Origin of the sequence: Cyclobacterium xiamenense (assembly GCF_042140265.1) — a bacterium.
Taxonomy (GTDB): Bacteria; Bacteroidota; Bacteroidia; order Cytophagales; family Cyclobacteriaceae; genus Cyclobacterium; species Cyclobacterium xiamenense_A.
Map to the genome: position 1 here is coordinate 5,353,929 of NZ_CP159481.1, position 14,116 is coordinate 5,368,044.

Consider the following 14,116-nt stretch of genomic DNA (forward strand, 5'->3'; position numbering starts at 1 on the left):
GTGTTTTTATGTTAGAAAATCTACATTCGGGTAGTAAGCCCGAAGATACTTTATTTCCCCCAAAAATAACACTTCAAATAAAAGGAAAGCTCTTCACCCTGGACAGTCCCTGGATCATGGGAATCATCAATACTACCCCGGATTCGTTTTTTCAAGGCAGCCGAACCAGGCCCCTGAAAAAAGAAGTACTGGACAAAGCCGAGGCCATGATCGCTCAGGGCGCCCGCATTTTGGATATCGGTGGATACAGTACCCGCCCGGGCGCTGATTTTGTACCGGAAGAAACCGAACTAAAAAGGGTCATTTCCGTTATCACTGATATAAAGGAACGGTTTCCGGACACGCTGGTTTCCATTGATACGTTTCGGCACCGGGTAGCCAAAGAAGCTGTTGCGGCGGGAGCGGATCTGGTAAATGACATCTCAGGAGGGGCGATGGATCCCTGCATGCACGAAACGGTGGGAGCATTGGGCACCCCTTATATTTGCATGCACATGAAAGGGAGCCCTCAAACCATGCAGCAGCAAACGCAGTACGAGGATCTGGAAAAGGAACTGTTGGAATATTTTTCCGATAAAATTCGCGCTTGCTACGAAGCTGGCATAAAAGATGTTATTGTAGATATAGGTCTGGGTTTTTCTAAAAACCCGGAGCAAAATTATCGGTTACTGCGCAATTTACCACTTTTTAAAACCTTACAATTGCCACTTTTGATAGGTTTGTCGCGTAAATCAATGATTTACAAGGTATTGAAATGCAGCCCCGAAGAGGCGCTTAACGGCAGTACCGCGCTGCATATGGCTGCACTTATTCAGGGTGCGCGTATCCTCCGGGTACACGATGTAAAAGAAGCAAATGAAACACTACTACTCTATAAACAACTGATCGATTGAACTTACTCTTTAAAATAGGCTTTTTGGACGTTTCCCTGGTCAATCTCATTGACATCACCCTGGTCAGTATCCTGATCTACCAGGTGTACAAGTTGATGCGGGGAAGCGTAGCCATCAAGATATTTTTAGGGTTTTTGTCCATTTACCTGGTGTACCTGGTGGTCAGTGCGGCCCAAATGGAACTCCTGACCATCATTCTGGGGCAGTTTATGGGGGTAGGTGTGCTCGCCGCCATCATCCTTTTTCAACAGGAAATTCGGAAATTTTTGCTGATCGTCGGCAAGTCTTCTATTTTTTCAAACGAAAACCTCTGGCAGGAAATTCTTTTCTGGCGAAAAAGAGAAAGTCAGGCATTCAATGTCACTCCCATCATCGAGGCCTCCAAAACCCTCTCCGGAAGCAGCACCGGGGCCCTCATTGTACTTTCCCGAAATTCGGAATTAAAATTCTACGCGGAAAGCGGGGACCTTATCGATGCCCTGGTGTCCAAACGCCTGCTGGTGTCCATTTTTAATAAGTATTCTCCCCTGCATGACGGCGGGGTAATCATTTTCAACGGGCGGGTAAAGGCTGCCCGATGCATTCTTCCCGTAACCGAACGGGAAGTTCCGGCGCAATTTGGGCTCCGCCACCGCGCGGCTATCGGCATGTCGGAGACAACCGACGCGCTGATTTTAATCGTCTCGGAGGAAACCGGTCAGGTGTCTCTGGCCAAAAACGGGAAAATTTTGCACAACCTTTCCTTTCAGGAGGTACGGGAATTAATCAACCGTTACCTGACCGGAGAGGAGATCGAAGAGAAATTTGAGCCCATTAGCCAAACGGATAAGCCCAGGGATTTTAAAAAACCTACGGAAGTATAGCCGGGCGCTCGCATGATCGGAATCCAAAAACAGACACGCGTACGGAGCAGGGTACCTTTGTTATTTTTTTATTAGTCCATTCTAGCGATTGGCCGGTACTCTTTTAATAACCGCTCTACCTATGCGCCTCTCTCTTGCAAGCATGCTCCTCATTTGGTTGTTCGCCCATTGCCAACCAACGCCGCAGTACCAGTCGGTACGGATAGGCATGTGCAGCGATGTACACCTTCCTACCATGCACGATTCCGAAAAACGCATCGGAGCTTTTATCGACAGCATGCTCATCGCCAGGCCCGATTTCATCATCGAACTGGGAGATTTCCTGATTCCTGAGGAAAAATACGTCCCCTACTACGAGCATTGGAAACGCTTTCCGGGTCCAAAATACCACGTGATCGGCAATCACGAAATGGACGGAGGAACCACGCTACAGGAGGCCATCGCCTACCGAGGCATGGACAATTCGTATTATTCCTTTACGCAAAAGGGCTTCCTTTTCCTTGTTCTCGACGGTAACGACAAAAAATATCCGGACCAAAAGGGATACCGTTCCTACATCGGACCCGTACAAATCCAGTGGCTGAAGGAACAGTTGGCGGCTGCCGAGATGCCCATCGTCATCTTCTCGCACCAGGGAATTGGCACGGATCCCGGAAACCCCGGCGAGCGGTATTCCATTGAAAACGATGCAGAAATACGGGCACTGTTTGAAGCACACAACCGGGAAAATCCCGGATCGAAGATCATCGCCTGTTTTAACGGACACACCCACCACGACCAGGCAGAAATGATCGGTGGTATATGGTACATCACCATCAATTCCATGTCCTACAAATGGCTGGGAGAGGAATACGCTCACATCCGGTACAGCGAAGCGGTGGACCAGGACTACCGCTGGATCAAGTATACCGCTCCCTATAAAGACCCGCTGTTTACCCTGGTGGAAATTTCTACCGAGGGCTACATAAAAATTGCCGGGAAGTATTCCGAATACGTCGGACCTTCTCCCTGGGAATTGGGCTATCCCGAGCATCTGAAGGAGGTAGTCAAGCCCCAAATTACCAAACGGTATCTGGAATTTGACGTTGAATAAGCACCGGATCCCTTTCGAAGCCAAGACGCTCCCGGTGCGTTTGTACCTTCCCCTTCCTGGCTCGATGCACGCTTTTGGATAGGAATACCCCAAAAAAACCCTTACCCAATCAGGCCCAATTCCCTTCCTACCTCGGTAAAGGCCGCAATGGCTTTTTCCAGGTGTTGCCTTTCGTGTGCGGCCGATAGTTGTACGCGAATGCGCGCCTCCCCTTTGGGTACCACGGGGTAGTAAAAGCCGATTACGTAGATGCCCCGCTCCAACAGGCGCTCCGCCATCTGCTGGGCCAGAGGGGCCTCGTAGAGCATGATGGGGACGATGGGATGCATCCCTTCCTTTATCTTAAAGCCCGCGTCCTGGATTCCTTGCCGGAAAAAGCGCGTGTTGGCTTCCAGCCGATCCCGCAGTTCCGTAGTTTCAGACAACAGGTCAAATACGGCGATGGAGGCTCCCACAATGGCCGGCGCCAGGGTATTGGAAAACAAGTAGGGCCGGGATTTTTGCCGCAGGAGATCGATGATTTCCTTTCTGCCGGAGGTAAATCCTCCCGAGGCCCCTCCCAGCGCCTTACCGAGGGTACCGGTGATGATGTCTACCTTACCCATCACGCCTTTTAACTCGTGCACGCCCCTACCCGTTTTCCCCATAAATCCGGTGGAATGGCATTCATCGGACATCACCAGGGCCTGGTATTTTTCGGCCAGAGCCACGATTTTGTCCAGCTGCGCAACGGTGCCGTCCATGGAGAACACCCCGTCGGTGACGATCAGTTTGTGCCGGGCCCCTTTTTCGCTGGCTGCCTGTAGTTGGGTTTCCAGGTCTTCCATGTCGTTGTGACGGTAGCGAAAGCGCATGGCCTTGCAAAGGCGTACGCCATCGATGATGGAGGCATGATTCAGTACGTCCGAGAGAATGGCATCCTCCGGCCCCAAAAGGGGCTCAAATACCCCACCGTTGGCATCAGATGCCGCGGCATACAAAATAGTCTCTTCCGTGCCCAAAAATTCCGATATTTTTTGCTCCAATGTTTGATGGATATCCTGGGTACCGCAGATAAAGCGAACCGAGGACAACCCAAAGCCGTGAGTATCGATGGCTGCTTTGGCCGCTTCGATTACCTTTGGGTGGCTGGATAGTCCCAGGTAATTGTTTGCGCAGAAGTTCAGCACCCGGCTGCCGTCGGCAAGCGCTATTTCCGGACCCTGCGGGGACCGGATGATTCGCTCGGTTTTGTAAAGTCCTGAATCCTTGAGTTGTTGCAATTCTTCCTGCAATTGCGTCTGAATGCTGCCAAACATGTGATTTTTGTTTTGAGGGTTTCTAACCGATGAATTTACTATTTTTGAGGGAAAATGACAGCCGATTGTATAAAAATTCTGAAATTGCCTGTTTGAATCGCGCAAATCAAAATAAATCCAAATGGAGAAGGTATTGGTAACCGGAGCTGCAGGGCAGCTTGGGACGGAGTTGACACAGAGATTAACCGAGTTGTACGGACCGGAGTGCGTCGTCGCCAGCGATATACAGCCGGAAGCGCAGGCAAAGTTTCCCCATTGCCGCTTTGTCGTACTGGACGTCATGGACGCGGAAGCGCTGCGCAGCCTGATCAAAAAAGAACAGGTCACCCAGGTCTATCACCTGGCGGCCGTTCTTTCCGCCCGAGCCGAAGCCCATCCCCAGGCAGCCTGGCATCTGAACATGGACAGCTTGCTGCACGTACTGGAACTGGCCCGGGAATGCAAGCTGGACAAAGTCTTCTGGCCCTCGAGTATTGCCGTTTTTGGTCCCAACAGCCCAAAGGCGCAAACCCCACAAGGTGCCAGCAAAGAACCCGTTACCGCGTATGGCATCGCCAAATTAGCCGGCGAACGCTGGTGCGCCTACTACCACCAGCAATATGGCGTAGACGTGCGCAGCCTGCGTTTTCCCGGTCTGATTGGCTACAAGGCCCTGCCTGGAGGCGGAACCACCGACTACGCAGTTGCTATTTTCCACGCCGCCCTGGCGGCTAAGGATTTTCATTGCTTTTTAGCGAAAGACACCCGTCTGCCCATGATGTACATGCCCGATGCCATCAAGGCGACCTGCATGCTCATGCAGGCCCCCAAGGAATCCATTCGCGTCCGGTCCAGCTACAACCTGGCGGCGATGAGCTTTACCCCGGAAGAATTGTATCGGGCAATCCTTCCGTATTTTCCGGAATTTCGCATAACTTACCAGCCGGATTACCGGCAAGCCATCGCGGCTGGCTGGCCCCGGTCCATAGACGACCGGGAAGCCCGGCGGGACTGGAAATGGTGTCCAGATTACGATATGCCGGCAATGATCCGGAACATCTTGCAGGAACTACCGAAACTACACGCCGCTACAAACCCAAAAAAACGATGAAAAAGCAACGATTGATTAGCCTACTCGTGCTGGCGGTCCTTTTTTCTTGCGATGCGCCCACCGAAGAAAAGCGGTACGAGGGAGCCGAACAAGAAAGGCACAGCAGACCGGGAGGAACTGGTGCTTGACGAGACCTTCTCCACCTGGATGCAGTACCAGGGATTGCTTCCTTGTGCGGACTGCGAGGGAATCCGGATCGTACTCCGGCTGGAAAACAGTCCCAATAAACGGGAACGTGGCTACGAACTCACCGAGACCTACCAGGGCACCAAAGACGGGGACCGGGAGTACGTCCGTTCGGGAATATACGAGGTGGTCTACGGACTGGAAAACGATCCCGGCGCCATGGCCATCCGCCTGCTGGACGATTCGGGGGCTCCCCTGAAAAGCTTCCTGCAGGACAAAGAGGGAATGCTCCACGCGCTCGATACAAACGAGAATATTATCTCCCCGGAAGGGACCTATACCCTCGAATTGGTGAAGCAATAGGTGTCCGTTTCTGCGCTTACCGGTCCGGGCAGTGCCGATCGTCCAAGAAGGACAAAAGCTGGGAGGCAAATCGGGAAAATCTTTAAGGTGCCTTGCACTACCGTTTTCCGTCGGCGATTTTGGCTGGTTTGTTCGCTACCTGGTCTGTTAGATGCCACCCAGATTTTTTATCTACCAAAAAATTAGAAAGGAAGACAGAGGAAGACCCGGTATCCATTGCCGAATGGGTGGGAAAAGGCCTGGCGGGACAAGCCTGAACAGGTGTTTTTTTTAAACCGCCCTACCGGAAGTGGGAGATTATTTTCATCAATGGATCAAAACGATACACGAGGAATTCGGCACGTCGAAAAAAATTCCATATACAATCTATTCCGGAGACAGCTTCGGTGGCATTTGCGTTAGCATAGCATCCGCCGTTGATACCGTATTCGCCATTCAAGCCTACCAGATCCTTCCTACATCCAGGTTCGTTCTGATTGAAGACAAAGTTGCCTTGGGTTTGGAAACAAAAAATTCTCCAAATTTTGGAGGACCCGCATTTTGGAAAAGCAACGATCCGGTAGTCCTCTTAAAAAGAGCAGGTCTTTTTTCCTGGCCGATCTTCAAAATGAATGGAAGACGATTGCTGTTAACACGATCTTTAACCCAATGCTATCCATTCGCACCGATTGGATCAATAGCGAATGGGCCGTTTACGAGCATCTGGGCCTGGACACGAAACAAAAAGACCTTGCGGAAAAGCCGGGGCTGTCCCAGCAGCAGGTTTCGAAGATTTCCAACAAGTCTACAATTAGTCCGCGAAGCCGAAAAAGCTGCGACAGCTACTTGATGGGATCGATACTCCCATTCATTCAGTCAAACAGCCACTTGTCTAGGCTTCAAGATCCCGGTTTACCCCTTCCACCGCCTGAGTGTGTGGTCAATTTTCATCCGGAGTTTGGATCGCTTTTTTACTTTGGACTGATGCATGGTGATGCAGTGGAGCCCCCCGCCACTGTAGTTAAGCTCGGTGGCTTCGATGGTGACCACTTTTCTGGTTTTAAAAACCTGCTGAAACACCTTTTGGGCCTGCTCGTCCTTTTGCCGGATAAAATCGGGATCACCCGCTGTGCGGTAGGCAGGCAGGACGACCAGGTTATTGGTCAGTACAAAGTTTAGATAACTGGTGACGGGCGTGTAGTAAATCGGCTGACCGTTGTAGTGCCCCTGATCAAAAATGATCGGCGCCTGTGGTACCCGGATGATGGTAAACGGATTTCCATCCTGATCCCGGGCATTTTTCAGGATCCGATAGCTTTCTTCCAGGCGGTCGTGCACCACCTGGTAAAAGGGGTCCAGGGAAAGATCCGCCGGATCCACCTGGGCCAGCAGGATGGTTTGGGCGTCGGCAAACCGGCAAAACTCATCTACGTGCCAATTCACCCCATTGCCGTAAATATTGTCAATAACGGGTCCGTTATCAAACAGATCGTCTTGCGGCAGGCCCTTTTTTAGCCAAATGACGTTCGTTTGATGCAGCCTTTGCTTGTACTCCGCTTCAATTTCTTCCAGGCTAAGGCCCGGGTTGATGTATTTCTCGTGCCCTTCAATCAAAATAATGGTTCCCCGCCCATTGATCTCCCGGCCGCCTCCGGCGCTAAAGAGCTTACTTTTCAGGAACGGAATCCTCATTTTGGTGGCATACTGTTCGCTGAACAGATTGTATTCCCGATTTTCCTCGTGGGGATACTGAAACACAACCAATTCCTCCTGGCCCGCTCTGTCTTCCACGAGTATCGGTCCGTAATCCCTGATCCAGATATTGTCCTTTTCCAATTCAAAAGGGGCAAGGCTGACATTTTTCCGGTTGACCTTCCGCGCCGCTAAGAGCGCTTCCAGGTTTTCGGGGCGGTGATTCCGTTGGTTGTAGAACAGCGTGACCCGATCGTCTTTGGCGATCTCCTGAATCAGTTTGAGCGAAATCTCCTGAAATTGAGGGTTCCAACAGATAAAGGTGCTTTCCTGCGGATCAAATTCCGCGAGGGGCCCCGCGGGAGGGTTTTCCTGAACGTCCTGCGTGCAGGCAGTGAGGAAAAATACGAGACAGGACCATCCTGCCAACAGACAGCGACGCAATCCGTGCATCCCCGTCAATCCGGCCATGACATTCATATCAGGCCACCGGTTGAAAGCGTTTTTTATACATCGTTGAAAAATCGGCCTTACCGATCAAATTTATTCGGGCAAAATACAACAAGATTCTGAATAAAACCTGAATTTTATGAAACCCGGCGGAAATACTGCAGGTGCCAATGAAGAGACAAGCGGGTGCAGGGGTGAATCCAGGATCACCGGTATTGGGAGACCGGGAGGTATTCCGGGTGTTCGCTTGGCAGTGCTGGAAAAGCCTGGCTTGGAAGGGGGCAGGAGCCTGGCGCCAATAAAAATCGTCCGTAGACGTCCCGGGATTCGGGTAGTATACCTGCGTTTCCGGCTTCTTGCCGGAGGGCGAGGCGAATCAGGCTGGGCGGGCTGTACCAAGCGGCCGTGGTAATTCGGCGGGTTTCTGTTTTTTTCGATTATAAAATCCACTATCTTGTTCGTATCAATTTTTTTATCAAATGAAAGCCATTGTGTTAAAAAACGATGTTTTCGAGGGATTGCCGGTAATCTGCCTGGAGTTCCCCTATGATTTTGGGCTAAAGGAGCTGGTAAAAACCTACCCGGAATGTGGCTGGTCCAAAAAACACAAGACCTGGTGGGTTCCGTATCGGGAGGATCAATTGGACGAGTTGATTCGATTTTTCCGGGGGAAAGTTTAGCTGGATTATTCCTGCTTGCGAAAAGTAAAACCCCCCGATAAATTTGCCGAATTGCCTATCCTTGAGCCTGCGATTCAGGCAGAAGTAGCTAAGCTCAGGGACTGGATGCGAAACCGCAGGTATGCAGATTCTACGGTCAAAACCTACACGGAAGCCATGGCTTTGTTTTTCCGGTTCATGGGAAATAAAGAGCCAGTGGCCGTTACCAATGAAGACTTGGAATTGTTCAACAGGGATTTTATCATCAGAAGGAAGTATTCAGCATCCTACCAATCCCAGGTTATCAATGCCTTGAAACTATATTTTGGCACTTTGGTACAAAAAAAACTGGATCCGGAAATTATCAAACGGCCAAAAAAGCCCATGCTGCTTCCCAATGTGCTGAGTAAGGAAGAGGTGAAAAGGATTTTGGAAGCACATGACAACATCAAACACAAGGCCATGTTGTCATTGATTTACGCCTGCGGATTAAGACGAAGTGAACTGTTGGCATTGAAATTCGCAGATGTCGATGCCAGGAGGGGATTATTGATCATCAGGCAGTCCAAAGGCAGGAAAGACAGGGTTGTGCCACTTTCGGAAAAAATGGTACTTTTACTGAGGCAGTACTACCGTGAAAATAAACCGGAGGTTTACCTATTTGAAGGCAAGGTAAAAGGGAGAAAGTATAGTGACAGGAGCTTGGAGAGTGTATTGAAACAAGCCTTGGGTAAGGTTAAGCTCAACAAGCCCGTTACGCTCCATTGGCTTCGCCATTCCTATGCGACCCATTTATTGGAGAACGGTACAGATTTGCGGTACATTCAGGAACTATTGGGTCACAAGAGCAGCAAGACGACGGAGATTTATACGCACGTGAGCACCCGCTCCCTGCAACAAATAAAGTCCCCATTTGATGATCTTTAACGAAATGAGTAGTACTATTAAACCCGGACAGAGAAGTAATTTTATCAGGGTTATCCAACACAAGACGGACAGATAACCCTGACCCGGTCAGGTATATATACAAGTTGGCGGTAATATGAAAAGATTGGACTTTATGAGACAGCTAACACTACTTCTAGCTTTTTCAACTTTAATTATGGAGCAAGTACTATCACAAAATACACCAACTGATGAAATAGAAAAGATTTACATTGAGTATAAGGGTGATACTGTTAAAGGTCGTAGACTAACTGTATCAAGCACTATACCTATTGAAGTTGGAAGAGCTTGGCAGAATGTACAAACACCTGAACTGCTTCAATTTGTCGCTAAAGGTATGATTAAGTTCAAATCTGTTGATGATGAAGGTTTCCCCAAAAAATGGCAGGAAGGACGCACTTACGGAGCTAAAATGAGCGTTTTTGGGTTTATCCCATTTGGTGGAATTCATTATTTGAGCATTGTTAAAATTGATTCATCTAACTACCAAATTTCAACAAAAGAATGGGATAAGAGTGCGAAAGTTTGGAATCATGATGTGCGTATTAAAGCCATCGGAAAAGATTCTATTTATTACGAAGATTCCATTGAGATTTATGGTGGATTTTTGACAGGATTCATTACTGCCTTTGCAAAACGTTTTTATAAACACAGGCAGAAAAGATGGCAAATCGTGGCAAGAGAAAACCTTGAATTTGGAAAATAAATACTACCGCCAACAATGGCTAAGAAAACATAGGGCAGACAGTGCTTTCAGAACTATTTGTTCATTTAGCAAACTTTGTTTTCGGTGGACAGTGAATAACTTCGAAAGCCCTACGTTTCTTAGCCGAGACCGTTACAGGACAGGCAAGTGAAGTAAGGGAAATTGGTAAGCCTTCGGAAGGAAGTCCACGATAGCTAGGAAGTTCACGAAGGACCGGATGGGGTTTTTTCCGGCATCCAAGGCAAGGGACTTTTTCGGTTTCCGAAGGTGGCCTGCGTAAAATTCAGGACTGAAGGCGTGCCTTTTCAGACAATGTGTGGGATTTCCGAAGGGGTCTTGTCCCAATTACGGGAGCTCACAGTCCTGTACAGGGGAGGCGCAAGACCGGGCGGTAGGGCTCCGGAAGGAAAAGACTTTAAAGAGGAAGATTGGAGGGACTGGACGCTATGGGGAAGCTGCCGGAAAAACCCTGAAAGTGTTGATCCACCGGGGGGCGGCCATCCAGGGAACCGAAAGGGTTTCGAACTGAATGAAAAGATCCGGTCCAGGTCGTACAGTGAGGCCATTCAGGTTCTGAAAATTTGACCGGTACCACCGGGAAAAACTGCACGGAAACGCCCGTCCTGTAACCCAAGCTTGGGTGCAGCAGGCAGTTCACGAGTAAAATATTATTTTAGTACATTTAAGGAAGTTTTTGAAATCTGGGAAGAAAAGGGCTCCGGAATTGCCCGCCGCCCACAAGCCCCGGACGTTATGCTGTATTAAAGAAAAATGAATGGGTCAACACACTACCGATACTAGCCTTACATTATTTGATTTCCTTATTGGTTTAGGAAAGATTCTGCGTTATCATTCAGATAGTGAATACCCAATGAGTGAAAATTCATTTGGAAGTCAAGCAATTGATATCGCTTGGTTTAATGAGCAAGGAGATAGATTCCCTCTTTTCATTTTCGAGATTGAAAGCACTAGTAATAATTCCATTGCCAATAATCCAACTAAAATTTTCGGGAAGGAGAGTAAAGTATTCGAAAAGCCTCTCTTCTTTTTTCATATAATAATTGACGGAGCTGAAAACTCTGAAAAGTATAATGATCTTTTGGGGCTTTTTGGAAAGTATAATTACGACCTATTCAGAGTCAACAACGGACAAACTGAAAATCTGATTTTAAAAATCATCTCACAACACCGAAGAATTCATAATCATATTGACCTTCCGTATTTGATAAGGCATATCAATAATTATGAAAATATAAAGACAGAAATTGTTTTTGATAGATTTCTCACAGAATTAGAGCAATTAATACAAGAAAACGAATCGTACCGGACAGGTCAAGCTTATGCAGATATTGGTTCGCGAGACATTTCGTTTATAGAACAGTATGTGAAGTTTATTCACAGATCATATCTCAATAAATCATTGCCCTATTTGAGTTACGAAAGCTATTATGCGAGTATTTGCTCTGAGTTCATCAATCTAGGAATCTTACATTACAATTTTAAAGATACTTTACGCGATACTGATTTTAAAAACCTGTTGATTGAAGCTCAAAAAACTGAAACCTTTGATAAGATTGAATATCTCCCAGGTTTGAATTACGATTATGATATTTTCATCCAAGACTTTGTGCCGTTTTACTTGACGTTGACTTTCTTTCTATTCGATGGTAATATTAGTGCTCAGAGATATGTCTTGGATGTAGCTTTAGGAATAATCAGAAAATTACAAATATCAAATGACTTCACTTTTGAGCATCATGTATCTTGGTTTTTATTAATGGCCGCAAGTAATCAAGAGTTTTATAAGGATTTTGAAGAAGTTAGGAACTCAATGAATAGCAACAGTGGAATTCTGAATACTATCCTCTATTGTCCAATTTTCATGAACGATCATAATAATTTACCAGATTCTGAAATGATTTTGATTCCTGACCGAAATACATATGTTGAACTATTTAAGCGAGAATTCAGTCATTTAAGCAATGATAAGGATATTAATCAAATAGCTATAATGAGTTTATCGGAAGATTGGAAAGATGCCCAAGACCGACATTTTAATTTAGGTGTAGATTTATCAAACTTAGTCTCTAAATCATTATCATAAATAAAAAAAACACAGCATAACAAAGTGTATAGTGCATACCCTGCGGGATACGCACCATACACAAACCGTTACAGGACAGGCAAGTGAAGTAAGGGAAATTGGTAAGCCTTAGGAAGGAAGTCCACGATAGCTAGGAAGTTCACGAATGACCGGATAGGGTTTTTTCCGGCATCTAAGGCAAGGGACTTTTTCGGTTTCCGAAGGTGGCCTGCGTAAAACTCAGGACTGAAGGCGTGCCTTTTCTGACAACGTGTGGGATTTCCGAAGGGGTCTTGTCCCAGTTACGGGAGCTCACAGTCCTGTACAGGGGAGGCGCAAGACCGGGCGGTAGGGCTCCGGAAGGAAAAGACTTTAAAGAGGAAGATCGGAGGGACTGGACGCTATGGGGAAGCTGCCGGAACAACCCTGAAAGTGTTGATCCACCGGGGGGCGGCCATCCAGGGAACCGAAAGGGTTTCGAACTGAATGAAAAGATCCGGTCCAGGTAGTACAGTGAGGCCATTCAGGTTCTGAAAATTTGACCGGTACCACCGGGAAAAACTGCACGTATACGCCCGTCCTGTAACCCAAGCTTGGGTGCAGCAGGCAGTTCACGAGTAAAATATTATTTTAGTACATTTAAGGAAGTTTTTGAAATCTGGGAAGAAAAGGGCTCCGGAATTGCCCGCCGCCCACAAGCCCAGGACGTTGGCATTAATTGTAGAACGTATGAAAATAGGAATTATCGGTGGAGGAATTACAGGGCTTACAGCTGCGTTGGCACTTCGTAAATCAGGAATCACATCAGTTGTTTACGAGCAAGCTGTTGAACTCAATGAAATTGGGGCTGGCATTTGGCTTCAACCGAATGCAATTAAGGTTTTGGATTGGCTTGGTTTAAAAGGGGAGATACAGAAACAGGGAATCGAGCTGAATAAAATGGAAATCACCAATAATCAGCTAATTCCTATTAAAAAAATCAAAAGTGAGGTAGTACAGGATGAGGATGGAAACAGGACAATTGCTATACATCGTGCCAGGTTGCAAAAAATTCTTTACAACGAAGTGCTGAAATCAAATGAGGTTCATCTCAATAAAAAATACATCCACCACAGCTTTAGTTCAGATTCAATAAATCTGCAATTTGAAGATGGCGAAGACTCAGTCGATATATTATTGGGAGCTGACGGAATTGACTCATCAGTTAGAAAAGCACTTTTCCCTAATTCACCATTACGTAATTCAGGGCAAGTTTGCTGGAGAGGTATATCTAAAATGAACCTACCAGATTCTTTAAAAAGCCTGGGACAAGAAGCATGGGGCAAACAAATCCGGTTTGGTTTTTCTCAAATCGCGAAAGAGGAAGTCTATTGGTTTGCAGTCGCAAATGTTGAGCATCTGAAAAAAGTAGATGGACTGGATCGAAAAAAATTTATCACAAAACTTTTTGAGAGCTTCTCTCCCATTATAAATGAACTTATCGCCAATACTGAATCAACGAATATTCATCAGGCAATACTTCATGACTTAAAGAGACTTCCTGATTGGTACCAGTCTAAAATGTGTCTTATAGGTGATGCCGCTCATGCTACTACTCCTAACATGGGACAAGGAGCTTGTCAGGGTATTGAGGATGCTTTTTACATCAGTAAATATTTGTCTAAATCACCACAAAACGTACAAGGAGCATTTGAAGAGTTCCAGCTAAAAAGGAGAGAAAAAGTAGATTACGTTGTCAATACCTCCTGGCAATTTGGAAAAATGGCGCATAGTACAATTGGACAACCAATTATGAAACTACTGATGAAAATGACTCCTGATAGTGTAATAAACTCGCAAATGAACAAACTGTATGCTATTGACAAATGAAAACTAA

General features: G+C 47.0%; 15 protein-coding genes. 13 read left to right on the forward strand and 2 right to left on the reverse strand.

The genetic code is table 11. The features are described 5' to 3' along the window. Nucleotides 1-8 precede the first annotated feature (8 nt). From folP to ABWH99_RS21950, 3 genes are all read left to right on the forward strand, one after another. Nucleotides 9-893 (forward strand): dihydropteroate synthase, encoded by an 885-nt coding sequence (gene folP, locus ABWH99_RS21940; protein ID WP_375583907.1) that lies wholly within the window; start codon nucleotides 9-11, stop codon nucleotides 891-893. Next, nucleotides 890-1,756, forward strand: a complete 867-nt coding sequence (gene cdaA, locus ABWH99_RS21945; protein ID WP_375583908.1) for a diadenylate cyclase CdaA — start codon at nucleotides 890-892, stop codon at nucleotides 1,754-1,756. The genes folP and cdaA overlap by 4 nt, the downstream gene beginning before the upstream one ends. A gap of 121 nt (nucleotides 1,757-1,877) precedes the next feature. After that, nucleotides 1,878-2,849, forward strand: a complete 972-nt coding sequence (locus ABWH99_RS21950; RefSeq protein ID WP_375583909.1) for a metallophosphoesterase family protein — start codon at nucleotides 1,878-1,880, stop codon at nucleotides 2,847-2,849. Nucleotides 2,850-2,950: 101 nt separating this feature from the next. On the opposite strand, the gene kbl is transcribed toward ABWH99_RS21950, so the two are convergent. Further along, nucleotides 2,951-4,147 (reverse strand): glycine C-acetyltransferase, encoded by a 1,197-nt coding sequence (gene kbl, locus ABWH99_RS21955; RefSeq protein ID WP_375583910.1) that lies wholly within the window; start codon nucleotides 4,145-4,147, stop codon nucleotides 2,951-2,953. Nucleotides 4,148-4,268: 121 nt separating this feature from the next. Between kbl and ABWH99_RS21960 the strand changes: the two genes are divergently transcribed. The 3 genes from ABWH99_RS21960 to ABWH99_RS21970 are packed head-to-tail and all read left to right on the forward strand — an operon-like array spanning nucleotide 4,269 to nucleotide 5,726. Then, nucleotides 4,269-5,237, forward strand: coding sequence for an NAD-dependent epimerase/dehydratase family protein (locus ABWH99_RS21960; protein ID WP_375583911.1), 969 nt, complete (start codon nucleotides 4,269-4,271; stop codon nucleotides 5,235-5,237). Beyond that, on the forward strand, nucleotides 5,234-5,365 hold the full coding sequence (locus ABWH99_RS21965) for a hypothetical protein (protein WP_375583912.1): 132 nt from the start codon (nucleotides 5,234-5,236) through the stop codon (nucleotides 5,363-5,365). The genes ABWH99_RS21960 and ABWH99_RS21965 overlap by 4 nt, the downstream gene beginning before the upstream one ends. Beyond that, nucleotides 5,358-5,726, forward strand: coding sequence for a copper resistance protein NlpE N-terminal domain-containing protein (locus ABWH99_RS21970; protein WP_375583913.1), 369 nt, complete (start codon nucleotides 5,358-5,360; stop codon nucleotides 5,724-5,726). The genes ABWH99_RS21965 and ABWH99_RS21970 overlap by 8 nt, the downstream gene beginning before the upstream one ends. Nucleotides 5,727-6,617: 891 nt before the next feature. Here the strand turns inward: ABWH99_RS21970 and ABWH99_RS21975 are convergent. Next, nucleotides 6,618-7,877, reverse strand: a complete 1,260-nt coding sequence (locus tag ABWH99_RS21975; protein WP_375583914.1) for an agmatine/peptidylarginine deiminase — start codon at nucleotides 7,875-7,877, stop codon at nucleotides 6,618-6,620. Nucleotides 7,878-8,017: 140 nt separating this feature from the next. On the opposite strand from ABWH99_RS21975, the gene ABWH99_RS21980 reads away from it, so the two are divergent. The 7 genes from ABWH99_RS21980 (at nucleotide 8,018) to ABWH99_RS22010 (ending at nucleotide 14,109) form a co-directional block, all read left to right on the forward strand. Beyond that, nucleotides 8,018-8,149, forward strand: a complete 132-nt coding sequence (locus ABWH99_RS21980) for a hypothetical protein (protein ID WP_375583915.1) — start codon at nucleotides 8,018-8,020, stop codon at nucleotides 8,147-8,149. Nucleotides 8,150-8,326: 177 nt separating this feature from the next. Next, nucleotides 8,327-8,527: a hypothetical protein gene (locus ABWH99_RS21985; protein WP_375583916.1), complete on the forward strand. Its 201-nt coding sequence runs from the start codon at nucleotides 8,327-8,329 to the stop codon at nucleotides 8,525-8,527. A 51-nt stretch (nucleotides 8,528-8,578) separates the two neighbouring features. Then, on the forward strand, nucleotides 8,579-9,433 hold the full coding sequence (locus tag ABWH99_RS21990; protein WP_375583917.1) for a tyrosine-type recombinase/integrase: 855 nt from the start codon (nucleotides 8,579-8,581) through the stop codon (nucleotides 9,431-9,433). 133 nt (nucleotides 9,434-9,566) lie between these two features. Next, the gene (locus ABWH99_RS21995) at nucleotides 9,567-10,157 is read left to right on the forward strand and encodes a hypothetical protein (protein ID WP_375583918.1); all 591 of its coding nucleotides are present in this window, start codon (nucleotides 9,567-9,569) and stop codon (nucleotides 10,155-10,157) included. Nucleotides 10,158-10,454: 297 nt separating this feature from the next. Further along, nucleotides 10,455-10,742 (forward strand): hypothetical protein, encoded by a 288-nt coding sequence (locus tag ABWH99_RS22000; RefSeq protein ID WP_375583919.1) that lies wholly within the window; start codon nucleotides 10,455-10,457, stop codon nucleotides 10,740-10,742. A 190-nt stretch (nucleotides 10,743-10,932) separates the two neighbouring features. Then, nucleotides 10,933-12,261, forward strand: a complete 1,329-nt coding sequence (locus ABWH99_RS22005) for a hypothetical protein (RefSeq protein WP_375583920.1) — start codon at nucleotides 10,933-10,935, stop codon at nucleotides 12,259-12,261. 708 nt (nucleotides 12,262-12,969) lie between these two features. Next, entirely contained in the window at nucleotides 12,970-14,109 is a 1,140-nt protein-coding gene (locus ABWH99_RS22010; RefSeq protein ID WP_375583224.1) for an FAD-dependent monooxygenase, read from the forward strand. The last annotated feature ends 7 nt before the right edge of the window (nucleotides 14,110-14,116 follow it).

Excerpts from the sequence above, each read along its gene's own strand:
- ABWH99_RS22010 (WP_375583224.1), top strand. The coding sequence starts at position 12,970 with ATGAAAATAGGAATTATCGGTGGAGGAATTACAGGGCTTACAGCTGCG.
- ABWH99_RS22005 (WP_375583920.1), top strand. The coding sequence starts at position 10,933 with ATGGGTCAACACACTACCGATACTAGCCTTACATTATTTGATTTCCTT.
- ABWH99_RS21975 (WP_375583914.1), bottom strand. The coding sequence starts at position 7,877 with ATGAATGTCATGGCCGGATTGACGGGGATGCACGGATTGCGTCGCTGT.
- ABWH99_RS21980 (WP_375583915.1), top strand. The coding sequence starts at position 8,018 with ATGAAGAGACAAGCGGGTGCAGGGGTGAATCCAGGATCACCGGTATTG.
- ABWH99_RS21960 (WP_375583911.1), top strand. The coding sequence starts at position 4,269 with ATGGAGAAGGTATTGGTAACCGGAGCTGCAGGGCAGCTTGGGACGGAG.
- ABWH99_RS21965 (WP_375583912.1), top strand. The coding sequence starts at position 5,234 with ATGAAAAAGCAACGATTGATTAGCCTACTCGTGCTGGCGGTCCTTTTT.
- ABWH99_RS21985 (WP_375583916.1), top strand. The coding sequence starts at position 8,327 with ATGAAAGCCATTGTGTTAAAAAACGATGTTTTCGAGGGATTGCCGGTA.
- kbl (WP_375583910.1), bottom strand. The coding sequence starts at position 4,147 with ATGTTTGGCAGCATTCAGACGCAATTGCAGGAAGAATTGCAACAACTC.
- ABWH99_RS21995 (WP_375583918.1), top strand. The coding sequence starts at position 9,567 with ATGAGACAGCTAACACTACTTCTAGCTTTTTCAACTTTAATTATGGAG.
- folP (WP_375583907.1), top strand. The coding sequence starts at position 9 with ATGTTAGAAAATCTACATTCGGGTAGTAAGCCCGAAGATACTTTATTT.
- ABWH99_RS21950 (WP_375583909.1), top strand. The coding sequence starts at position 1,878 with ATGCGCCTCTCTCTTGCAAGCATGCTCCTCATTTGGTTGTTCGCCCAT.